A 20,946-nucleotide genomic window follows, 5' to 3' on the forward strand; every position below is an offset into this window, starting at 1 on the left:
GTCCGAAGACAGGCGCCGCCGCCCGCCGGCCCAACCACAGCGGGCGGGGCGGCGGTACTGCCGCCGCGGCCCTGCCCGGCCCCCCATTCCTTCGACGCAAGGAGCGACGATGACACTGCTCAACGACCGCGAATGGCGCGGCAACGTCTTCACCGGATCCTGGCGGCCCGCCCAGGGCGGCACCGCCCCCGTCACCTCGCCCACCACCGGCAGCGAGCTGGGCCGCATCGGCTCGGCCGGCGCCGCCGACGTCGCCGAGGCCGCCGAGCGCGCCGCCGAGGCGCAGCGGCACTGGGCGGCGGTCCCCTTCGAGGAGCGCGCCGCCGTGCTGCGCCGGGCCGGCGCCAAGTTCGAGGAGGAGGCCGACGAGATCGCCTCCTGGCTGCGCCAGGAGGCCGGATCGGCCGCCGGCAAGGCCGGCTTCGAGGTACACCTGGCCGTCACCGAGGCCTACGAGAGCGCCGCGCTGGCCTCCCAGCCCAACGGCGAGGTGCTGCGCAGTGCCCAGCCGCGGCTGAGCCTGGCCCGGCGGGTGCCCGTGGGCGTCGTCGGCGTCATCGCCCCGTTCAACTTCCCGCTGATCCTGGGCATGCGCTCGGTCGCGCCGGCCCTGGCCCTGGGCAACGCGGTCGTGCTCAAGCCCGACCCGCGCACCGCCGTCTCGGGCGGCGCCGTGATCGCCGAGGTGTTCCGCGAGGCCGGCCTGCCCGACGGCGTGCTGCAGATGCTGCCCGGCGGCGCCGAGGCCGGCGAGCAGCTGGTGGCCGACCCCAACATCGCCGTCGTCTCCTTCACCGGATCCACCGCCGCCGGCCGCAAGGTCGGCGAGGCGGCGGGCCGCCACCTCAAGCGCGCCCACCTGGAACTGGGCGGCAACTCGCCGCTGATCGTGCTGGAGGACGCCGACGTCGACCGCGCCGCCTCCGTCGGCGCCTGGGGCTCGTTCCTGCACCAGGGCCAGATCTGCATGACCACCGGGCGCCACCTGGTGCACGAGTCGCTGGCCGACGCCTACGTCGAGAAGCTGGCGGCCAAGGCCGACGCGCTGACCGTGGGCGACCCCGAGCAGGAGGGCACCGCCCTGGGCCCGATCATCGACGTCGGCCAGCGCGACAGGATCCACGACCTGGTCACCCGCAGCGTGGAGGCCGGCGCCAAGGTGCGCGCCGGGGGCACCTACGACGCCCAGTTCTACCGGCCCACCGTGCTGGACCAGGTCACCCGCGACACCCCCGCCTTCCACGAGGAGGTCTTCGGTCCGGTGGCCCCGGTCATCCGCTTCTCCACCCTGGAGGAGGCCGCCGAGATCGCCGCGGCCAGCGACTACGGCCTGTCCCTGGGCATCCTCACCGGCAACCCCATGCGCGGCATGGAGCTGGCCGACCGCATCCCCACCGGCATCGTGCACATCAACGACCAGACGGTCGACGACGAGGCGGTGGCCCCCTTCGGCGGCGTCCGCGCCTCGGGCACCGGAGCCCGCTTCGGCGGCACCCGCGCCAACCTGGAGGCGTTCACCGAGACCCAGTGGGTCACCATGCAAAGCGAGATCCAGCGCTACCCGTTCTAGGCGGCATCCCGCCCCGCGGCGCGTCCCCGCCCCCACGGCCCCGGCCGAACCGCCGTCCCGGTTCGCCCGGGGCCGTGGGCCTTCCCGCGGTGGAATCGCCGGGACACCGGCAGCGGAGACGCTGCGCGTCACGTGCCCTCCCGTCAGCCCGCCACCGCCCCAACGGAGACGCCGCGCGTCACGTGTTTCCTTGCCGGCCGCCGAGCGCACGCTGCACCTGTCAGACGGAGCCGTGCCACCGGTGGCGGGCCTCCGGCGCAACGGTGATCCGTGCGCTCGGCGGCAAGCCGGCGCACGGCGCTTCGCGCACCCCAGCCCCATTGCCGCAGCCGCTGTGGTGACCGCCCTGGGTGGTTCGCGGAGGGTCCTCCGGTCGCCAGGGCAGAGGATTCCACCGGGGACCGCAGGGGAGCCGCCACCACCGGGGTTGCGGCAATGGGCGCGTCTCGCGTAGCGCGGTCGCAGCTTGCCGCCGAGCGCACGCTGAGCTTGTGGGGCGGAGCCGCGCCACCGGTGGCGGGCGTCCGGCGCAACGGTGATCCGTGCGCTCGGCGGCAAGCTGGCGCACGGCGCTTCGCGCACCCCAGCCCCATTGCCGCAGCCGCTGTGGTGACCGCCCTGGGCGGTTCGCGGAGGGTCCTCCGGTCGCCAGGGCAGAGGATTCCACCGGGAACCGCAGGGGAGCCGCCACCACCGGGGTTGCGGCAATGGGCGCGTCTCGCGTAGCGCGGTCGCAGCTTGCCGCCGAGCGCACGCTGAGCTTGTGGGGCGGAGCCGCGCCACCGGTTGCGGGCGTCCGGCGCAACGGTGATCCGTGCGCTCGGCGGCAAGCCGGCTCTGTACAAGTTCGTGGCATGAAGCGCCTGGAGCCGCGCCCCGCCGTTGTTGAATACGCCCTAAGCTGGCCCCATGCCCCGCCCCTACACGCTGCTCAGCTGTGCCATGTCGCTCGACGGGTATATCGACGACGGCGGGCCCGAGCGGTTGCGGCTGTCCTCGGCCGAGGACTTCGACGAGGTCGACGAGCTGCGGGCGGGGTGCGACGCCATCCTCGTGGGGGCCGGCACCGTGCGCAGCGACGATCCGCGGCTGCTGGTGCGCTCGCCCGAGCGGCGGGCGCGGCGGGTCTCCCAGGGGCACACGGCCGACCTGGTCAAGGTCGTCCTCAGCGAGAGCGGCGGCGTCGATCCCGCCGCACGGGTGTTCACCACCGGCGACGCGGCCAAGCTGGTCTACGTCGGCGCCGCCGCCCGCGCCGCGACCGCGCGGCGGTTCGCCGCCGCCCGCAGCGACGCGGAGGTCGTCGAGGCGGGTTCCGACCCGGCCGCGGTCCTCGCCGACCTCGCCGCCCGCGGCGTCCGGCGGCTGCTGGTCGAAGGCGGCACCGGCGTGCACACCCGCTTCCTCACCGCCGGGCTCGCCGACGAGTTGCGCGTCGCGGTCGCCCCGTTCTTCATCGGCGACCCCGCCGCCCCGCGCTTCGTGGCCCCGGGGGCCTTCCTCCACGGGCCCGCCGCACCGATGCGGCTCGCCGAGGCCCGCGCCCTCGGCGACATGGCGATCCTGCGCTACCTGCCCCAGACCCCGGAGACCGCGTGATGACCACCCCCTCCGCCCCCGGCCCGCCGCCCGGCACCGGAGCCGAACCCACCGGCGCCGACCGCCACTGGCTGCGCGCGGCCATCGCGCTGTCCCGCCGGTGCCCGCCCTCGCAGACCGCGTTCTCGGTCGGCGCGGTGATCGTCGACGCCCGGGGCGAGGTCCTCGCCGACGGCTACTCGCGCCGCGACGACCCGCACGACCACGCCGAGGAGGCCGCGCTGCGCGGGATCGACCCGCGGGACCCGCGGCTCGCCGAAGCGACCGTCTACAGCTCGCTGGAGCCCTGCTCGCAGCGGGCCTCGCGCCCCACTCCGTGCGCCGATCTCATCCTGGCGACGCCGATCCCGCGGGTGGTCGTGGCCTGGCGCGAGCCGGCGCTGTTCGTCCGCGCCGAGGGCGTGGAGCGGCTGCGCCGTGCGGGCCGCACCGTGGTCGAGTACGCCGCCCTGGCCGAGGAGGCGCGGGAGGTCAACGCGCACCTGCTGGGCTGAGACCACCCGCCTCCCGCTCGGCGGCCCCGGACACCCCGACGCGGGGCAGCGCCGGTCAGAGCCGGTTGACGTCGGTGACGCGGACGACGGCGTGGCCGGCCTCGTCGGAGGCGGTGAGGTCGACCTCGGCGCTGATGCCCCAGTCGCGGTCGCCGCTGGGGTCGTGGAAGATCTGGCGGACCTGCCAGCTGTCGCCGTGCTCCTCAATGAGCAGCATGGCCGGGCTGCGCGCGTCGGGGCCGATACCGAGGTCGTCGTGCTCCTCGAAGTAGTCGTCCATGGCCGCCTCCCACGCCTCGGCGTCCCAGCCGTCCTCGGCGTCCAGTTCGCCCAGCTCGGCGTAGCGGCCCAGCGCGGCCAGCTCCACCCGGCGGAACATCGCGTTGCGCACCAGCACCCGAAACGCCCGGGGATTGGCGGTGACCGGTTTGACGCGCTCCTCGGCCTCGTCCTCGGCGGTCTCGGGCTCCTCGGGGTTGGTCAGCTGCTCCCACTCGTCCAGCAGGCTGGAGTCGACCTGGCGGACGAGCTCGCCCAGCCACTCGATCAGGTCGCGCAGCTCATCGGTCTTGGCGTCCTCGGGAACGGTCTGGCTGAGGGCCTTGTAGGCGCCGGCCAGGTAGCGCAGCACCAGCCCCTCCGAGCGCGCCAGCTCGTAGAAGCCCACGTACTCGGTGAACGTCATCGCCCGCTCGAACAGGTCGCGCGCCACCGACTTGGGCCGCAGCGGGTGGTCGCCCACCCACGGGTGGCCGCGCCGGTAGACCTCGTAGGCGTGGTCGAGCAGCTCCTCCAGCGGCTTGGGGTAGTCGATCTCCTCCAGCCGCTCCATGCGCTCCTCGTACTCGATGCCGTCGGCCTTCATCTGCGCCACGGCCTCGCCGCGCGCCTTGTTCAGCTGGGCGCCGAGGATCTGGCGGGGGTCGTCGAGGGTGGACTCGACCACGGTCAGCACGTCGAGCGGGTAGGTGGGCGCGGCGGGGTCGAGCAGCTCCAGCGCCGCCAGCGCGAAGGTCGACAGCGGCTGGTTCAGCGCGAAGTCGGGCTGGAGGTCGACGGTCAACCGGGCGACGCGGCCGTTCTCGTCGGGTTCCTCCAGTCGCTCCACGATGCCGCCGTCGATCAGCGAGCGGTAGATGGCGACGGCCTCGCTGATGTGGCGCCGCTGGGCGGGCCGGTCCTCGTGGTTGTCGGTGAGCAGGTGGCGCATGCCCGCGAAGCAGTCGCCGGGGCGGGCCAGGACGCTCAGCAGCATCGCGTTGCTCACCCGGAACCGCGACTTCAGCGGCTCGGGCTCGGCGGCGATGAGCTTCTCGAAGGTGTTCTGATCCCAGCCGACGAACCCCTCGGGCGCCTTCTTGCGCACCACCTTGCGCCGCTTCTTGGGATCGTCGCCGGCCTTGGCCAGCGCCTTCTCGTTCTCCACGACGTGTTCGGGGGCCTGCACCACCACGTTGCCCACGGTGTCGAATCCGGCGCGCCCGGCCCGGCCGGCGATCTGGTGGAACTCGCGGGCGCTCAGCCGCCGCACCCGCGAGCCGTCGTACTTGCTCAGCGCGGTGAACAGCACGGTGCGGATGGGGACGTTGACCCCCACACCCAGGGTGTCGGTGCCGCAGATGACCTTCAGCAGCCCGGCCTGGGCGAGGCGTTCGACCAGTCGGCGGTACTTGGGCAGCATGCCGGCATGGTGCACGCCGATGCCGTGGCGGACGTAGCGGGAGAGGTTGCGCCCGAACTTCGTGGTGAAGCGGAAGTTGCCGATCTCCTTGGCGATCGCGTCCTTCTCGGCCCGGGTGCACATGTTGATGCTGGTCAGCGACTGGGCGCGCTCGACCGCCTGCGCCTGGGTGAAGTGCACGATGTAGACGGGGGACTCGCGGGTCTCCAGGAGTTCCTCAAGGGTCTCGTGCAGGGGGGTGGTGCGGTAGGAGTAGTACAGCGGCACCGGCCGCTCGGCCGAGCTGACCACGGTGGTCTGGCGCCCGGTGCGCCGGGTGAGGTCGTCCTCGAACCGGCTGACGTCGCCCAGGGTGGCCGACATCAGCAGGAACTGGACCTGCGGAAGTTCGAGCAGCGGCACCTGCCAGGCCCACCCGCGGTCGGGGTCGCCGTAGAAGTGGAACTCGTCCATCACGACGGTGCCGATGTCGGCGTCGGCGCCGTCGCGCAGCGCGATCTGCGCCAGGACCTCGGCGGTGCAGCACACGATGGGGGCGTCGGAGTTGACGCTGGCGTCGCCGGTCATCATGCCGACGTTGTCGGTGCCGAAGACCGCGCACAGCTCGAAGAACTTCTCCGAGACCAGGGCCTTGATGGGCGCGGTGTAGAACGCGCACTCGTCGCGGGCCAGTGCGGCGAACAGCGCGCCGGAGGCGACCAGGCTCTTGCCGGAGCCGGTGGGGGTGCTGAGGATGACGTTGGAGCCCGACACCACCTCGATGAGGGCTTCCTCCTGGTGGGGATAGAGGGTGAGCCCGCGCTCCTCGGCCCAGGACGCGAACGCTTCGAAGAGGGAGTCGGGTTCGGGGCGGGCGGGAAGCTGATCGATGAGACTCACGCATTCCATACTGCCTGCTCCCGGCGACCGCCCGGTCCACTCCTCCACAGGCCCTGCTCTGCGGCTCGGCACGCCTCGGCCGCGCCGCCCCGGCGCGGCCGAGGCGTGCCGAGCCCCGGTTCAGCCCAGGGTGCGGGCGAGGAACTCCAGGTTGCGCTCGGTGGCGAAGTCCTGGCCGCCCTCGTGGCCGTTGAACTCCCACAGCCGCATCTGCTTGGGCCCGGCATAGGCGTTGTAGACGGCATAGCAGGTGGACGGCGGCGTGACGTCGTCCATGGCGGCGGCGCTGAACGCGGCGGGTGCCCCGGCCCGCGGCGCGAAGTTCAGCGCGTCGACGTAGGCCAGGGTGGCGAACACCTGGTCGGCGCTGTCGCGGTAGGAGCGGCAGAACTCGGCGATCTCGGTATAGGGGCGCTGCGCCGCGATCTCCACCGCCCGGCGGAAGTGGGACAGGAAGGGCACCTCCGCGATCACCGCGGCGACCCCGGTGGCCAGGGCGCCCGCGGCCACCGCGAGCCCGCCGCCCTGGCTGTTTCCGGCCACGGCGACGCGGTCGGGGTCGACGCCGTCCAGGCGGCGGGCCGCGTCGACCGCGCGCACCGCGTCGGTGATGACGCGGCGGTAGTAGTAGGCGCCGGGGTCGAGGATCCCCTTGGTCATGAAGCCGGGGTAGTGGGGGTGCGGCGAGCCGTGCGGGTCGGGGGTGTCGCCGGTGCGCGCGGAGTTGGTGCCCTGGCCGCGGACGTCCATCAGCAGGTGGGCGTAGCCGCAGGAGGCGTAGTGCAGCGCGTCCAGCGCCTTGCCGCGCCCGTTGCCGTAGCCGGGGTACTGCACCACGCAGGGCAGTCGGCCCCGGCGCTCGCGCGGTAGCAGCAGCCAGGCTTTGACGGGTTCGCCGCCGAATCCGGGGAAGGCGACGTCGAGCACCTCCAGCGTGGTCAGGGGCGAGGCGGCGGGGGCGGTGCGCGGAGGTGCGTCGTGGCGGCGGGCGTCGTCCAGGGTGGCCGCCCAGAACCCGTCGAAGTCCTCGGCGGCGGTGGGGGCGGCGCGGTACTCGCGGAGCTGGTCGGCGGGGAGATCGGTGATCGGCATGGCGGCAATACTAGAAAACGCTTTCCCCGGGGCCGCGCCGGGAGTCGGCCCGGGACACGGGAAAGCGGGCGCGCCGCGCGGCGCGCCCGCTGTGTCGCGCGGATCCGCCGGGGACCGGCTCAGATCAGGCCGAGCTTGCGGACGGTGTCGCGCTCCTCGGTGAGCTCCTGGACGGAGGCGTCGATGCGCTCGCGGGAGAACGCGTCGATCTCCAGGTCCCGCACGATCTCCCAGCGGCCGCCGCGCGAGACGACGGGGAAGGAGGAGATCAGGCCCTCGGGCACGCCGTAGGAGCCGTCGGAGGTGATGGCCGCGGAGGTCCAGTCGCCCTCGGGGGTGCCGTTGACCCAGTCGTAGACGTGGTCGATGGCGGCGTTGGCGGCCGAGGCCGCCGAGGAGGCGCCGCGCGCCTCGATGATGGCCGCGCCGCGCTTGGCCACGGTCGGGATGAACTCGTCGCGCAGCCACGCCTCGTCGCCGACCGCCTGGGCGGCGTTGGCGCCGCCGACCTCGGCGTGGAAGATGTCGGGGTACTGCGTCGCCGAGTGGTTGCCCCAGATCGTCAGCTTCTTGATGTCGGTGACGGAGGCGCCGAGCTTCTTGGCGAGCTGGGTGAGCGCCCGGTTGTGGTCCAGGCGCGTCATGGCGGTGAAGCGCTCGGCGGGCACGTCGGGGGCGTGGGCCTGGGCGATCAGCGCGTTGGTGTTGGCGGGGTTGCCCACCACCAGCACCCGCACGTCGTCGGCGGCGCCGGCGTTGATCGCCTCGCCCTGCGGCTTGAAGATGCCGCCGTTGGCCTCCAGCAGGTCGCCGCGCTCCATGCCCTTGCTGCGCGGGCGCGCGCCCACGAGCAGGCCGACGTTGGCGCCTTCGAACGCCGGGCGCGCGTCGTCGAAGATGTCGATCCCCTTCAGCAGCGGGAACGCGCAGTCGTCCAGCTCCATCGCGGTGCCCTCGGCTGCCTTGACCGCCTGGGGGATCTCCAGCAGACGCAGCTTGACGGGCGTGTCGGGGCCCAGAAGCTGGCCCGAGGCGATGCGGAACAGCAGCGCGTAGCCGATCTGCCCGGCTGCCCCGGTGACGGTGACGTTGACAGGTACTTGGGCCATGACCTTCTTCTCCTGATGACGTATGTGCGACCGGCGATGCTATCCACGGCCCCGCGGCCGTCCGGCATCCGCCCCGCGCAGCGCCCCGCCGGCGCTGGCGAACGGCGCCGCGGCATCCCACCCTAGCCCCGCCGCCCTCGACCGCCGCGCCCCGCCCCACCTGCGCGCCCGCCGCGCCGCGCGGGCGCGCACGCGCGAGGGAACGGCCCGGTTTTGCGGAAGAATGGCCGGGTGCACGGTGCTGTTAAGATAACGGGGTTCCCGACCGAGTCACCCGGCCGGGCAGCCATCGGCGGGACTCAATCCCGCCCCGTGGCGGGGCGGTAGCTCAGCTGGTCAGAGCAGAGGACTCATAATCCTTGGGTCGCGGGTTCGAGCCCCGCCCGCCCTACTTCTTCACTTGCGCGCGCGGACCGCGCCGCCGACCTGCCCGGGTGCGTCGGCGGCGCCGCTGAACGCCCTCCCGATCCACTGCGGCGCCGCGTTCGCGGGCCCGGGCATTCCCGCAGACCACCGTGCCTGCCATCAGCCTCTACCGCGGGTGCCGCGGGCTGTGCTTTGCTTCTGGTTCGCGGGCGTCCGCCGCCGTCTGCGCGGCGGCCGGGTGAGGGACGACCGCGCGGCGGGAAGTGGGTCGGCAGGCGGCGCCGCCGAGTGCCGGGCGGCGGAGGTCCGTGCGGTCTTCCAAGTCTGCCGTCTCGGTTGTGAGCGAAAGGCACACACGGTGATGTCGCGGTGGCATCCGGTTGTGTAGTGTGCGAGCGCGGGAGGCGATCGATGTCCGAAAACGGTGGCGGCGGACGGCTCGGTGCCTACCACCGCCTGTTCGCCGACATGGCGCGGGAGCTGTTCTCCCGGGACTCCACAGAGGAGGTCCTGGAGCGGATCGTGGAGATGGCGGTCGAGGCCGTCGACGGCTGTGAGGAAGCCGGAATCCTGCTGATCGACCGGCGCAACCGCCGTTTCGAGACCCCGGCGGCGACCAGCGACCTGGTCCGTGCCTCCGATCGCGCCCAGCTGGAGTGCGACGAGGGGCCGTGCCTGGACGCCTCGCGCCAGGAGCAGAGTTTCCGGGTCGACGACCTGGCCGAAGAGTCGCGCTGGCCCTGCTACCGGCCCCGCGCGCTCGACCTGGGCATCCGGTCGATGCTCGGCTTCGAGCTCTACACCCATGAGGACAACCTGGGCGCGCTCGACCTGTACTCCCGCTCGCCGAACGCCTTCGGCGAGGACGCCCGCCAGATCGGGTGGGTGTTCGCCTCCCACGCCGCCGTGGCCATCGCCGGCGCACAGCGCGAGGCCACCCTGCGCGAGGGCTACGCCACCCGGCAGGAGATCGGCGAGGCCGTCGGCATCATCATGGAGCGCAAGCGGATCACCAGCGACGAGGCCTTCGGCGTCCTGCGCACCGCCTCGATGAACTCCAACACCAAGCTCCGCGACATCGCCCGCAGGACCGTCGAGACCGGGGAGATCCCCGGGGAGTGAGCCGCCGCCCGGCCGTCCGGGAGGGGGCGCCCCCGCCCGCCGCTCAGTCTCCGGCGAGCAGCGCGACCTGGCGGGCCGCCCACGGGCTGAGGGCCCACGGCGCGCGCCGGGCGACGGCGGCGAAGTCCTCCCAGTCCGCCCACTCCCATTCGACCACCTCGGCGGGATCGGGCGAGGGGGCCTGGCTCGTCGCGGCGCGGAAGACGGGGCAGAACTCGTTCTCGACGATTCCCGAGGCGTCGGTCGCGCGATAGGCGAACTCGGGAAGCAGGACCGTGACGTCCTCGACCTCGATCCCCAGCTCCTGGCGGGCCCGCCGGTGCAGGGCCTCCTCCAGCGGCTCACTCGGCCCCGGGTGCCCGCAGAAGGAGTTGGTCCACACCCCCGGCCAGGCGGTCTTGCCCAGTGCGCGGCGTGTCACCAGCAGCCTGCCGGCCGGATCGAACACATAGCAGGAGAATGCGAGGTGGAGCGGCGTGCGGGGGCCGTGCACCAGGCGCTTGTCGGCCGTGCCGGCGGGGCGGTTGCCGCTGTCGAGCAGCACGACGCGTTCGCGGTCCGGCGGGTCGGCGCCGCTGCCCTGGGTGTCCGGCACGCGCCCTCCCCGGCCTCGAAGATCATCCGCTCGGAACCTACCAGAGGGCGGGGCGGCGCGAAGCGTTTTCCCGAGTGCGGGGGCCGATGGGGGGTAGGGGGCGCGAGGCGATCAGAGAAGAATGGCAACCGCCGGAGACCGACTGGAGGCGTCTGCGATGGCCGAGAGTGCACGGACCTGCCCGTATCCCGCCTTTGGCGCCGCGGTCGCACCGGTGGGCGGCACCGCTGCGCCGGACGACTCCCTCGGCGCGGTGGTGGAGGGGCTGCTGGCGGAGTTCTTCGCCGACCGCCGCGCCGCCACCGGCGAGTCCGACACCGGGTTCGACACCGAGACCGTCCAGCGCCTCCAGGACTTCGTCCTCTCCGGGGGCAAGCGCATCCGCCCCGCCTTCGCCTGGTGGGGCTGGCGCGCCGCCGGTGGAGCGGCCGAGGGTCCGGCGGCCCGGTCGGCCCTGCGCGCGGCCTCGGCCCTGGAGCTGCTGCACGCCTGCGCCCTGATCCAGGACGACGTCATGGACGCCTCCACGTTGCGCCGCGGCCGCCCCGCCGTCCACATCGCCGTCGAGGACGAGCACCGCCGCCGCCGGTGGGCGGGCGGCGCCCGCCGCTACGGCGAATCCGTCGCCGTCCTGGCCGGCGATCTCGCCCTCGCCTGGGCCGACGACATGCTCGACGAGGCTCTGGACGGCCTCGGCACACGCCGCCTGGCGCGCGTGCCCTGGCAGCGGATGCGCACCGAGCTGATCACCGGCCAGTTCCTCGACCTGCGCGCCCGCGCCTCCGGCGACGACTCGCCCGACGCCGCGCTGCGCGTGGACCGGCTCAAGACCGCCGCCTACAGCGCCGAGCGGCCCTTGCACCTGGGCGCGGCGATGGCCGGCGGCGACGACGTGCTCACCGCGGCGCTGCGCGGCTACGGCGCCGAGGTCGGTACCGCCTTCCAGTTGCGCGACGACCTGCTCGGCCTCTACGGCGACCCCGCCGTCACCGGCAAGCCCGTGGGCGACGACATCCGCGAAGGCAAACCCACCCTGCTGTGGGCGCTGGGGGTCGAGCGGGCACGGGCGCGCGGCGACGCCGAGTCGGCGGCGGTGCTGCGGGCCTGCGCGGGCGACACCGCCCTCGGCGACGACGCCGTCGCGACCCTGGCCGCCCTGCTGGAGGAGCTGGGCGCCCGCGCCGCCGTGGAGGAGCGCATCTCGCGGCTGGTGGAGTCCGGCCTCGACCGCATCCGCGACACCCCCATGCCCGGCGCGGCCCGCCGGGCGCTGGAGTCCATGGCCGTGCAGGCCGCGACACGCACCCGGTAGGCCCCGCACAAGGAGCGGAGTGATCCCGTGACCGCACCGCCGGCGGCGAGAGCGCGCACCGTCCCCGGTCCCACCGACCGCGTCGTGGTCGTGGGAGCGGGCGTCTCCGGTCTGGCGGCGGCCCTGCACCTGCTGGGCACGGGCCGCGAGGTGACCGTCCTCGAACGCGACCCCCACCCCGGCGGACGCGCCGGCCGGCTGGACATCGGCGGGTTCCGGCTGGACACCGGCCCCACCGTGCTGACCATGCCCGAGCTGATCGACGAGGCGCTGGCTGCGGTGGGCGCCTCCGCCGGCGGCGCCCTGGAGCTGGTCCGCCTCGACCCCGCCTACCGCGCCCGTTTCGCCGACGGCTCGGTGATCGACGTGCACACCGGCGCCGAGGCCATGGCCGCCGAGGTGCGCCGGGTCGCCGGAGACCGCGAGGCGCAGGGCTACCTGCGGCTGCGGCGCTGGCTCGGCCGCCTCTACGAACTGCAGTTGCGCCGCTTCATCGACACCAACTTCGACTCCCCGCTGCAGCTGCTCTGCCCCGAACTGGCCCGCCTCGCCGCGATCGGCGGCTTCGGCCGACTGGCGCCGGCCATCGGCCGGTTCCTCTCCGACGAGCGGCTCCGCCGCCTCTTCTCCTTCCAGTCCCTCTACGCCGGCGTCGCGCCGCAGCGCGCGCTGGCCGCCTACGCCGTCATCGCCTACATGGACACCGTCGCCGGCGTGTACTTCCCCAAGGGCGGGATGCGCTCGCTGGGCACGGTCATGGCCGACGCGGCGGTGAAAGCCGGCGGCGAGATCCGCTACGGATGCGACGTGCGCCGCCTCGAACGCCGCGGCGACCGCGTCACCGCCGCCGTCACCGCCGACGGCGACCGGGTCGGTTGCGACGCGATCGTGCTCACGGCCGACCTGCCGATGGCCTACCGGCTGCTGGGCCGCACCCCCTGGCGGCCCGTACCGCTGCGGTTCTCGCCCTCGGCGGTGGTCCTGCACGCCGGCACCGACCGCACCTGGCCGCAGCTCGCCCATCACACCGTCTCCTTCGGCGCCGCCTGGGAGCGGACCTTCGACGAGATCATCCACCGGGGCGCCACCATGACCGACCCGTCGCTGCTGATCACCCGCCCCACCGCCACCGACCCCGACCTCGCACCGGCGGGCCGCCACCTGATGTCCGTGCTGGCGCCCTGCCCCAACCTGCGCACCGGTCCCACCGACTGGCGCCGCGCGGCCCGCCCCTACCGCGACCACCTGGTCGACACCCTCGAAGCCCGCGGCCTGAGCGGCTTCGGCTCGGCGATCACCGCCGAGCACCTCATCACCCCCGAGGACTGGTCCCGCCGCGGCATGGCCTTCGGCACCCCCTTCGCCACCTCCCACACCTTCGCCCAGACCGGGCCGTTCCGCCCGCGCAACACGGTCGCGGGCACCGCCAACGCCGTCCTCGCCGGCTGCGGCACGACTCCGGGCGTGGGCTTGCCCACGGCCGTGATCTCAGGCAAGCTCGCGGCCGCGCGCATCGCAGGCGCCGCGGCCGTGCGACGGAAGGCACGCTGATGGGAACCGCCGCCGAACTCGACGCCGCCGGGATCGCCGACCCCGGCCTGCGCGACGCCTACACCCGCTGCCGGGCCCTGCACGCCCGCCACGGGCGCACCTACTACCTGGCCACCCGCGTCCTGCCCGCGGCCCGCCGCCCCGCCGTCCACGCCCTCTACGGGTTCGCCCGCTGGGTCGACGACGTGGTCGACGGCCCCGGCGGCGACGGCGAACCGCCCGGCACCGGGCAGCGGCGCCGGCGGATCGACGCCATCGAGGCCGAGGTCGCCGCCGCACTGGCCGACGCCGAACACACCTCCGGCGAACCGGTCGTGCGCGCCCTCGCCGACACCGCCCACCGCTACGCGATCCCCGCGCGGTACTTCCGCGCGTTCATGGCCTCCATGCGCGCCGACCTCACCGTCGGCCACTACGCCACCTACGCCGACCTGCGCGGCTACATGTACGGGTCCGCGCAGGTGATCGGGCTGCAACTGCTGCCGGTGCTGGGCACCGTCGTGCCCCGGCAGCGGGCCGCCCCGCACGCCGCGGCGCTGGGCGAGGCCTTCCAGCTCACCAACTTCCTGCGCGACGTCGCCGAGGACCTCGACCGCGGGCGCGTCTACGTGCCCCAGGACGTGCTCGCCGCGCACGGGGCCGACCGCGCCCTGCTGGAGCACTGCCGCGCCACCCGTGCCCAGGACCCGCGCGTGCGCGCCGCCCTGGCCGAATGCGCGGCCATCAACCGCCGGATCTACCGCCGCGCCGAGCCGGGCTGTGCCATGCTCGACCCGGTCTCGCGCCCCTGCATCAGCACCGCCCTGCTGCTGTACCGGGGCATCCTCGACGAGATCGAGGCCGCCGACTTCGACGTGTGGACGCGGCGGCACCGCGTCCCCAACTCCCGCCGGATGCGTGTCGCCCTGCCGGCCCTGGGGCGCGCCCTCACCGCCCGCGCACTGGCGCGGTGATCCGCCACGCGCCCGGCCGCGGCGCCCGCCGCGGCCGGGCAGGGCACCGCCCGCCACCGCCTTCCGACGAAGGGACCGACCCATGGAACTCGATCCCCGACCGCGCCGGCTCCCGCTGCGCCGCCTGCCCGCCACGACCTGGCAGCGCCAGCGCCCGACGTGGCGCGAGGCCGCGCCCGGCGTGATCGAGGCGGCGCTCAAGCGGGCGCTGGCCCGGCCCTCGGGCAACTGGTTCGTGCTCGCCGCCAGCCGCGAGGTCCGCCGCGACCGCCCCTTCGGCCGGGTCGTCGCCGGCACCGAGATCGTCGCCTGGCGCGACGCCGAGGGCGCGCTGCGCGCCGCGCCCGGAGCCTGCCCGCACCTGGGCGCCCCCCTGTGCCGCGGCGCGGTCGCCGACGGCAGGCTGGTCTGCCGCTGGCACGGACTGGCCCTGGACGGCGGCGGGTTCCCCGGGTGGACCCCCTTCCCCGCGCACGACGACGGCGTGCTCGCCTGGGTGCGGCTGGACGGAGCCGGGGGAGAGGAGCCCCTGCCCCGGCCGGTCGTCCCCGAGCGCCCCCGCGGCGCGGGCGCCATCGCCGCCGTCGAGAGCCTCGCGGGCCGCTGCGCTCCGGAGGACGTCGTGGCCAACCGACTCGACCCCTGGCACGGCTCCTGGTTCCACCCCTACTCCTTCGTCGGCCTGCGGGTCACCGAGATCCCCTCGGGCGCCGATCCCGACCCCGACCGCCTGGTCGCCGAGGTCGCCTTCAAGGTGGCCGGCCGCTGGGGCGTCCCCGTGCGCGCCGCCTTCGAGTGCCCGGACCCGCGCACCGTGGTCATGCGCATCATCGAGGGGGAAGGGCGGGGCAGCGTGGTCGAGACCCACGCCACCCCGCTGGGCGTGCGCGGCGGCGTGCCGAGCACCGCCGTCATCGAGGCCGCGGTCGCCGCCTCCGACCGCCCCGGTTTCGCCCTGGCCCGCCGCGCGGCCCCCGTCGTCCGCCCGCTGATGCGCGCCGCCGCCCGCCGCCTCTGGCGCGACGACCTGGCCTACGCCGAGCGCCGCTACCTGCTGCGCACCACCGGGCGCTGGCCGGGGTAGGCGAGCGGGACGGCACAAGAGCCCGGCCGGGAGCTCCGGCGGAAGCGGTCCCTACCCCCGCCCGCTGCGCGCCCAGCGCGCCAGGCTGCGCGCGGCGGCGCTGCGGCCCCGGCGCGGCACGCTCCACAGCGGGTGGCCGGGCAGGCCCCAGCGGGCCAGGAGGGCGTTGGCCGCCTGCATGCCGGTGGTGGCCGCGCGCTCCATCAGGGCGACGGGCAGCTCGGCGCGCACATGGTCGCCGGCCATCACCAGGTACGGGTCGGGCGTCTGCACCGTGCAGCGCCGCCGGTAGCCGCCCGGCGGGAACAGCGGGCAGTCGGCGCGCAGCTCGCGGCGCTCGTCGGCGATCCCGGCGGCGGCCGTTTCCGGGTACACCCGGTGCAGCTGCTCCACCAGGCGCTCGTGCTCCCGCTGGGCGTCGCAGCCCTCGGGCAGGGCGTAGGCGTGCAGCTCCACCACGGAGCCGCCGCTGCGCCGCGCCCAGGAGCGCGCCTCGTCCTCGAAGCGCTCCAGCACGCTGACGTTGTCCAGCGTCGGGTAGCCCGCCGTGCCCAGGAATCCCGGCCGCGAGGCGTGCACCGGCCGGTCCAGCCACAGCCGCGACACCAGGAACGGCGGCGCGCTGGGCAGGCGCGCCAATTCCGCGAGCCAGTCGGCGTCGGCGGGGAACTCCCAGCGGCCCGCCAGCTCGCGCAGCCCGGGCACATCGGCGGCCAGCACCACGGCGTCGAACTCCTCGGCCGGCGCTTGCGCACACGCCAGCGCGAACCGGCGCCGCCGCCCCGCGGCCACGGCCTCCACGCGCGCCGAGGTGCGCACCCCGGCGCCCAGCGACCGCAGCCGCTCGGCCAGCGGATCCCACAGCGCCTGCGGGAACGGCGAGCGGGGTACGTCGAACACCAGGCCCTCGCTCGACCCCAGGAAGTAGATGTGGAACATCACCGCCAGTTCGGCGGCCGAGAGCCGCCGCGGGTCGGCGAAGAAGCTGCGGGAGAACACCTCGAAGGCCAGGTGCCTGGCGCTGCGGGGGAATCCGGCCGCCTCCAGCAGCGCCGGCGCCGCCATGCCGTCCAGGCGCTCGTAGACGCCGGGCACGTCCACGTCCAGCAGTTGCAGCGCCGCCGCGATGTTCACCCCGGCCAGTTCGCGAACCGGAAAGCTCGGGCTGCGCGCGGCCAGGGCGAAGGCGTTCCACGGCGGTGTGCGCGGCAGCCCGGCGAAGCCGTCGCGGCCGCCGTCGGCGTGCACCAGCGGGTAGTCCTCCAGCGGCGTGAGCGCCGCAAGCTGCGGGTCGGCCCGGGCCAGCAGCCCGCGCAGGTTGTAGTACTGCCGGAAGAACGCGTGGAAGCCGCGGGTCATGGTGGCCGCGGAGCCGTCGCGCAGCCGGACGGGCCACCCGCGCAGCCGCCCGCCCAGGCTCTCCTCGCGCTCCAGTACGGTGACGGCCACGCCCCGCTCCGCCAGCGCCGTCGCGGCGGCCAGTCCCGCGATCCCGCCGCCGACCACGGCGACCCGCGGCGCCGGGTCGGGCGGTCCGCCGGTGGGAGCCGGGGGCGGGATCCGGACCGCGCGCGGGTCGCGCCCCGCCGCCCTCACACCCCGTCCCGGTCGGGGGCCTGCGGACCGGCCGGGGGCATGCGGCCCGCGAAGGTGTGCACGATGCCGCGCTGCCATCCCGGAAGCGGCCGGGTGGCCACGTCCTCCAGCCCTGCCGCGCACATGCGCTCGCGCAGGGCGGCGGCGCCGTCGAACTCAAGCACGCTGCGCCACAGATAGCGGTACAGGCGGGTGCGCCGCGTCCAGGCCAGCGCCAGCGGGATGACGACCCCCCAGCACACCAGGGTCCACACCGCCCGCGCCGCCGCCGAGTCGGCCACGGAGTACTCGTGCAGCACGACCGGGGCACCCGGCCGCGCGAGGGCGGTCGCGGCGGACAATGCGGCGTCGGTGTCGGGGCAGTTGCGCAGCAGGTAGGCGGCGAAGACGGCGTCGGCCGGCCCGCCCAGCCGTGCGGCGGTGGCGTCCTCGGCGCGGCTGTGCACGAAGCGCACACGAGGGCTCCAGCTCTTGGTCCGGGCCACCGCGAGCATGCCGGCGGAGGAGTCGACGCCCACGATCTCGGCCTGCGGCAGCGCCCGGGCCAGGGCGCGCGTGGAGGCGCCGGTCCCGCAGCCCAGGTCGACCACGCGCAGCCCGGCGCCGCCGTCGCCGACGCCCTCGGCCAGCCGCCGCGCCGAGATCTCCAGGTGGTCGTGGTAGCCGGGGTTGGCGCCCACCATGCGGTCGTAGTCGGCGGCGGCGAGGTCGAACTCCTCGGTCACCGCGCCCGTCTTCATCGCCTGTACGGGACTGTCCATCTCACCCCTGTCGTGCTGCGTGGAACCGCGCCGCGGCGCGTGGGATGCTTGCGCCATGCGCCAGTTCGACGTCGCGGTCGTCGGAGGGGGCGCGGCTGGGCTCTCTCTTACCCACCGACTGGCGGTGGTGAACCGGGCGGGCGGGAGCCGGCCGTCGATCGCGCTGGTAGACGCGCCGCCCGGCCCGCTGCGCCCGCCCGAGCGTACCTGGTGCTACTGGGAGCGCGGCGCCGGCCGGTGGGACCCGCTCCTGGCGGCCTCCTGGGACCGCCTGCGGGTGGTCGGGGCCGACGCGGCCGAGCGGGATTCGCCCACGGCGCCCTTCCGCTACAAGATGCTGCGCTCGGCCGACTTCGAGGCACGCGTGCGGTCGGAGACCGCGCGGCGAGTCACCGGCTACCGGGCGCGGGTGGAGGAGATCGCCGACGGCCCGCAGCGCGCCGTGGTGCGGGCGGTGGACGAGGACGGCGAGCCGGTGGAGATCGGCGCGAGGTGGGTGTTCGACTCCCGGCCCCGGCCGCGGCCGCCGAGCCGCACCGCGCTGCTGCAGCACTTCCGCGGCTGGTTCGTGCGCGCGCCGCGCGCAGCCTTCGACCCGCGGGCAGCCGTGCTGATGGACCTGCGCACGCCGCAGCCGGCCCGCGGGGTCTCCTTCGGCTACATCCTGCCGCTGTCGGAGCGCGAGGCCCTGGTGGAGTACACCGAGTTCACCCGCGAGGCCATCGGCGAAGCCGCCTACGAGGCTGCGCTGCGCGACTACACCGGCCGGCTGCTGGGCCTGGCGGACTTCGAGGTGGTGTCCGCCGAGCAGGGGGCCATCCCGATGACCGACGCGCGCCTGCCCACCCGCGTCGGGCGCCGCGTCTTCCTCATCGGCGCGGCCGGCGGCGCGACCCGCCCCTCCACCGGCTACACCTTCGCCGGGATCCAGCGCCAGACCGCGGCGGTCGCCGCGGCCCTGGCGCGCGGGCGCACACCCGTCCCCCCGGTGCCGCACCGCCGCCGGCACCTGGCCATGGACGCGGTGCTGCTGCGGGCGCTGGACACCGGGCGGGTGGACGGGGCCGGGTTCTTCACCCGGCTGTTCGCGCGCAACCGGCTGACCGACGTGCTGGAGTTCCTCGACGGCCCCTCGACACTTCCCCGCGAACTGGTGATCGGGGCGACCACGCCGCTCCTGCCGATGTCGCTGACCGCGGCCGAGTGCGCGCTGCGGACCGCCCGGCGGCGGTGATCCGGCACCACCGCCGGGAGCGGACGGGCGCCCGGGCAGCGGTTCGCCCAGCCGGCCCGATGCGAGGACCGCATTCCGCTTAACTGCCGCGGAAAGGCATGGTCCGGGGTTCATCGGATGACCGTCGAATCGCGTCGAATCTCCATCGAATCCCGTCGAACTCCAAGAAACCGGGGAATCGCCGATTGACACCGGGTGACTTTGCTGCGTAATATCCTGGTTAAATGGAAAGCGCTTTCCATTGGTCGCACGTGGAAAGGGATTCGGGTCGTCCGGTGCTTGGGCCCGGTCGCTCCGGACACCTGGAAACGGCGGCTTCGCCGATCGCGGAATTCCGTGTTTCCGCGGCCGGGGCGTCCGCCGCCGCGATTCCCCCAGGCGGGCCGCTAGGAGGCCCGTCGTCGCGGCGGCGGCTGACCAAGGAGGTACCCCCATGTCGCATCCCCCTCTGCGCGCGGCTCTGCTGTCGCGCTGCTCGGCCGGCCTGGCGGCGGGCTGCGCGCTGGCGCTCGGTTCGGCCGTGCTCGCCGCCGCACCCGCCGCCGCGGCCGAAGGCTGCGAAGTCGACTACACCGTAAGCCAGTGGAACAACGGCTTCGTCGCCAATGTGGAGATCACCAACCTCGGCGATCCCATCGACGGCTGGACGCTGGAATGGGATTTCCCCGACGACCAGCAGGTCACTTCTGCGTGGAGCGCCGAGATCGACCAGTCGGGCTCGGGCGTCACCGCAGGAAACGTCTCCTACAACGCCGGAATCCCCGCCGGCGGAACCGTCTCGTTCGGCTTCCAGGGAACCCACTCCGGTGCGAACGGAGAACCGGAGGGTTTCACCCTCAACGGAACCGTCTGCGACGGCAGCACGGGCGGCGGCGACGACGGCGGTGGTGATGACGGCGGCGGTGACGACGGCGACGACGGCGGCACCGATCCGCAGCCCTCCACCGACCTGGTCGGCTGGGCCACCGAGAACGGTGGTACGACCGGTGGGGTCGGCGGTGCGACCGTGAGCGTGGACACCGCCGCCGAACTCACCCGCGCCGCGGCCGCCGAGGGCGCGGCCGTCATCGAGGTCCACGGCAGCATCGAACTGTCCGGCATGAACGACGTGACCTCGGACAAGACCATCATCGGCGCCGGCTCCGGCGCCACCGTCACCGGCGGGGGCCTCGACGTCGACGAGGCCCACAACGTCGTCATCCGCAACCTGGCCTTCGCGAACTGGGACGACGACGCCATCAACGTCCAGGACGGCTCCACCAACGTCTGGATCGACCACAACAGCTTCACCAACGGCTCCGACGGCGCGGTGGACATCAAGCGCGAGTCCGACTTCGTCACCGTCTCCTGGAACCACGTCTTCGACCACGGCAAGTCGATGCTGCTGGGCCACTCCGACGGCCACACCGCCGATGACGGCCACCTGCGGGTGACCTACCACCACAACTACTTCGACGGCTCCCAGAGCCGGCATCCGCGGGTGCGCTTCGGCGAGACCGTCCACGTCTACAACAACTACTACCGCGGCAACAGCGGCTACGGGGTGGCCTCGACCATGGACGCCGGGGTGCTGGTGGAGGACAACTACTTCGAGAACGTCGAGAACCCCACCCACGTGGGCTACGCCGACTCCGATCCGGGCCGGCTGGTGGCCCGCGGCAACGTCTTCGACGACTCCGGGCGGCCCGAGACCGCCGGCAGCGTGGCCGAGGTGCCCTACGCCTACAGCCCCGACGCGGCCCAGGACGTGCCCGCCGTCGTCACCGCCGGCGCCGGACCCGGCAACATCTGACCCCCTCGACCGAGTAGGGACGGGCGTCCGATCCCGCCCCCAGGACCGGACGCCCAGGCAAGCGGGGCCCGCCTCTCCTCCGGCGGGCCCCGCTCCGCTGTGTCCGGGGCCGCCGCCGCCCGCTCGCCCTCCCGGCCGCGCCCGCCCGCCGCCCCC

Annotated in this window: 16 protein-coding genes and 1 tRNA gene; 11 read left to right on the forward strand and 6 right to left on the reverse strand. The window is 74.5% G+C overall.

The genetic code is table 11. The features are described from left to right. The first annotated feature begins 109 nt into the window (after positions 1 to 109). The 3 genes from FZ103_RS03685 to FZ103_RS03695 all read left to right on the forward strand — a co-directional run bounded on the left by FZ103_RS03685 (position 110) and on the right by FZ103_RS03695 (position 3,663). Positions 110 to 1,570, forward strand: coding sequence for a benzaldehyde dehydrogenase (locus tag FZ103_RS03685; protein WP_155998840.1), 1,461 nt, complete (start codon positions 110 to 112; stop codon positions 1,568 to 1,570). 909 nt (positions 1,571 to 2,479) lie between these two features. After that, on the forward strand, positions 2,480 to 3,169 hold the full coding sequence (locus FZ103_RS03690) for a RibD family protein (RefSeq protein WP_155998841.1): 690 nt from the start codon (positions 2,480 to 2,482) through the stop codon (positions 3,167 to 3,169). Continuing rightward, a complete protein-coding gene (locus FZ103_RS03695; RefSeq protein WP_155998842.1) occupies positions 3,169 to 3,663 on the forward strand; it encodes a dCMP deaminase in 495 nt (164 codons plus the stop codon). The genes FZ103_RS03690 and FZ103_RS03695 overlap by 1 nt, the downstream gene beginning before the upstream one ends. Before the next feature lie 55 nt (positions 3,664 to 3,718). Here the strand turns inward: FZ103_RS03695 and FZ103_RS03700 are convergent, their stop codons facing one another. The 3 genes from FZ103_RS03700 to FZ103_RS03710 all read right to left on the reverse strand — a co-directional run bounded on the left by FZ103_RS03700 (position 3,719) and on the right by FZ103_RS03710 (position 8,424). Beyond that, positions 3,719 to 6,232 (reverse strand): RNA helicase, encoded by a 2,514-nt coding sequence (locus FZ103_RS03700; protein WP_155998843.1) that lies wholly within the window; start codon positions 6,230 to 6,232, stop codon positions 3,719 to 3,721. Between the two features lie 111 nt (positions 6,233 to 6,343). Next, entirely contained in the window at positions 6,344 to 7,315 is a 972-nt protein-coding gene (locus FZ103_RS03705; protein WP_155998844.1) for an acetylxylan esterase, read from the reverse strand. A gap of 119 nt (positions 7,316 to 7,434) precedes the next feature. Then, positions 7,435 to 8,424, reverse strand: a complete 990-nt coding sequence (locus tag FZ103_RS03710; protein WP_155998845.1) for a malate dehydrogenase — start codon at positions 8,422 to 8,424, stop codon at positions 7,435 to 7,437. Positions 8,425 to 8,741: 317 nt separating this feature from the next. Here FZ103_RS03710 and FZ103_RS03715 point away from each other — a divergent pair. Together FZ103_RS03715 and FZ103_RS03720 are read left to right on the forward strand one after the other, a co-directional pair. Further along, positions 8,742 to 8,815 (forward strand) — tRNA-Ile (locus FZ103_RS03715). 386 nt (positions 8,816 to 9,201) lie between these two features. After that, on the forward strand, positions 9,202 to 9,912 hold the full coding sequence (locus FZ103_RS03720; RefSeq protein WP_155998846.1) for a GAF and ANTAR domain-containing protein: 711 nt from the start codon (positions 9,202 to 9,204) through the stop codon (positions 9,910 to 9,912). 43 nt (positions 9,913 to 9,955) lie between these two features. Here FZ103_RS03720 and idi read toward each other — a convergent pair whose 3' ends face one another. Continuing rightward, a complete protein-coding gene (gene idi / locus FZ103_RS03725; protein WP_186355760.1) occupies positions 9,956 to 10,507 on the reverse strand; it encodes an isopentenyl-diphosphate Delta-isomerase in 552 nt (183 codons plus the stop codon). A gap of 157 nt (positions 10,508 to 10,664) precedes the next feature. On the opposite strand from idi, the gene FZ103_RS03730 reads away from it, so the two are divergent. The 4 genes from FZ103_RS03730 (at position 10,665) to FZ103_RS03745 (ending at position 15,407) form a co-directional block, all read left to right on the forward strand. Further along, positions 10,665 to 11,819 (forward strand): polyprenyl synthetase family protein, encoded by a 1,155-nt coding sequence (locus tag FZ103_RS03730; RefSeq protein ID WP_186355761.1) that lies wholly within the window; start codon positions 10,665 to 10,667, stop codon positions 11,817 to 11,819. Positions 11,820 to 11,846: 27 nt separating this feature from the next. After that, positions 11,847 to 13,370 (forward strand): phytoene desaturase family protein, encoded by a 1,524-nt coding sequence (crtI, locus tag FZ103_RS03735; protein ID WP_343233364.1) that lies wholly within the window; start codon positions 11,847 to 11,849, stop codon positions 13,368 to 13,370. Then, on the forward strand, positions 13,370 to 14,323 hold the full coding sequence (locus FZ103_RS03740) for a phytoene/squalene synthase family protein (RefSeq protein ID WP_186355762.1): 954 nt from the start codon (positions 13,370 to 13,372) through the stop codon (positions 14,321 to 14,323). Before crtI ends, FZ103_RS03740 begins: the two co-directional genes overlap by 1 nt. A gap of 82 nt (positions 14,324 to 14,405) precedes the next feature. Further along, positions 14,406 to 15,407, forward strand: a complete 1,002-nt coding sequence (locus FZ103_RS03745; protein ID WP_155998848.1) for a DUF5914 domain-containing protein — start codon at positions 14,406 to 14,408, stop codon at positions 15,405 to 15,407. Positions 15,408 to 15,458: 51 nt separating this feature from the next. On the opposite strand, the gene FZ103_RS03750 is transcribed toward FZ103_RS03745, so the two are convergent. Together FZ103_RS03750 and FZ103_RS03755 are read right to left on the reverse strand one after the other, a co-directional pair. Continuing rightward, complete coding sequence (locus tag FZ103_RS03750; protein WP_155998849.1) at positions 15,459 to 17,081, reverse strand: FAD-dependent oxidoreductase; 1,623 nt, start codon at positions 17,079 to 17,081, stop codon at positions 15,459 to 15,461. Then, positions 17,000 to 17,764: a methyltransferase domain-containing protein gene (locus tag FZ103_RS03755; protein ID WP_155998850.1), complete on the reverse strand. Its 765-nt coding sequence runs from the start codon at positions 17,762 to 17,764 to the stop codon at positions 17,000 to 17,002. The genes FZ103_RS03750 and FZ103_RS03755 overlap by 82 nt, the downstream gene beginning before the upstream one ends. A gap of 55 nt (positions 17,765 to 17,819) precedes the next feature. Between FZ103_RS03755 and FZ103_RS03760 the strand changes: the two genes are divergently transcribed. Continuing rightward, a complete protein-coding gene (locus tag FZ103_RS03760) occupies positions 17,820 to 18,998 on the forward strand; it encodes a lycopene cyclase family protein (protein WP_155998852.1) in 1,179 nt (392 codons plus the stop codon). Positions 18,999 to 19,431: 433 nt separating this feature from the next. Then, the gene (locus FZ103_RS03765; protein WP_155998854.1) at positions 19,432 to 20,790 is read left to right on the forward strand and encodes a cellulose binding domain-containing protein; all 1,359 of its coding nucleotides are present in this window, start codon (positions 19,432 to 19,434) and stop codon (positions 20,788 to 20,790) included. Positions 20,791 to 20,946: the final 156 nt, after the last annotated feature.

This window comes from Streptomonospora sp. PA3 (genome assembly GCF_009728995.1).
Classification (GTDB): Bacteria; Actinomycetota; Actinomycetes; order Streptosporangiales; family Streptosporangiaceae; genus Streptomonospora.

Excerpts from the sequence above, each read along its gene's own strand:
- FZ103_RS03755 (WP_155998850.1), bottom strand. The coding sequence starts at position 17,764 with ATGGACAGTCCCGTACAGGCGATGAAGACGGGCGCGGTGACCGAGGAG.
- FZ103_RS03765 (WP_155998854.1), top strand. The coding sequence starts at position 19,432 with ATGTCGCATCCCCCTCTGCGCGCGGCTCTGCTGTCGCGCTGCTCGGCC.
- FZ103_RS03750 (WP_155998849.1), bottom strand. The coding sequence starts at position 17,081 with ATGGCAGCGCGGCATCGTGCACACCTTCGCGGGCCGCATGCCCCCGGC.
- FZ103_RS03730 (WP_186355761.1), top strand. The coding sequence starts at position 10,665 with ATGGCCGAGAGTGCACGGACCTGCCCGTATCCCGCCTTTGGCGCCGCG.
- FZ103_RS03720 (WP_155998846.1), top strand. The coding sequence starts at position 9,202 with ATGTCCGAAAACGGTGGCGGCGGACGGCTCGGTGCCTACCACCGCCTG.
- FZ103_RS03705 (WP_155998844.1), bottom strand. The coding sequence starts at position 7,315 with ATGCCGATCACCGATCTCCCCGCCGACCAGCTCCGCGAGTACCGCGCC.
- FZ103_RS03745 (WP_155998848.1), top strand. The coding sequence starts at position 14,406 with ATGGAACTCGATCCCCGACCGCGCCGGCTCCCGCTGCGCCGCCTGCCC.
- FZ103_RS03710 (WP_155998845.1), bottom strand. The coding sequence starts at position 8,424 with ATGGCCCAAGTACCTGTCAACGTCACCGTCACCGGGGCAGCCGGGCAG.
- FZ103_RS03760 (WP_155998852.1), top strand. The coding sequence starts at position 17,820 with ATGCGCCAGTTCGACGTCGCGGTCGTCGGAGGGGGCGCGGCTGGGCTC.
- FZ103_RS03685 (WP_155998840.1), top strand. The coding sequence starts at position 110 with ATGACACTGCTCAACGACCGCGAATGGCGCGGCAACGTCTTCACCGGA.
- FZ103_RS03700 (WP_155998843.1), bottom strand. The coding sequence starts at position 6,232 with ATGGAATGCGTGAGTCTCATCGATCAGCTTCCCGCCCGCCCCGAACCC.
- FZ103_RS03695 (WP_155998842.1), top strand. The coding sequence starts at position 3,169 with ATGACCACCCCCTCCGCCCCCGGCCCGCCGCCCGGCACCGGAGCCGAA.
- FZ103_RS03740 (WP_186355762.1), top strand. The coding sequence starts at position 13,370 with ATGGGAACCGCCGCCGAACTCGACGCCGCCGGGATCGCCGACCCCGGC.
- FZ103_RS03690 (WP_155998841.1), top strand. The coding sequence starts at position 2,480 with ATGCCCCGCCCCTACACGCTGCTCAGCTGTGCCATGTCGCTCGACGGG.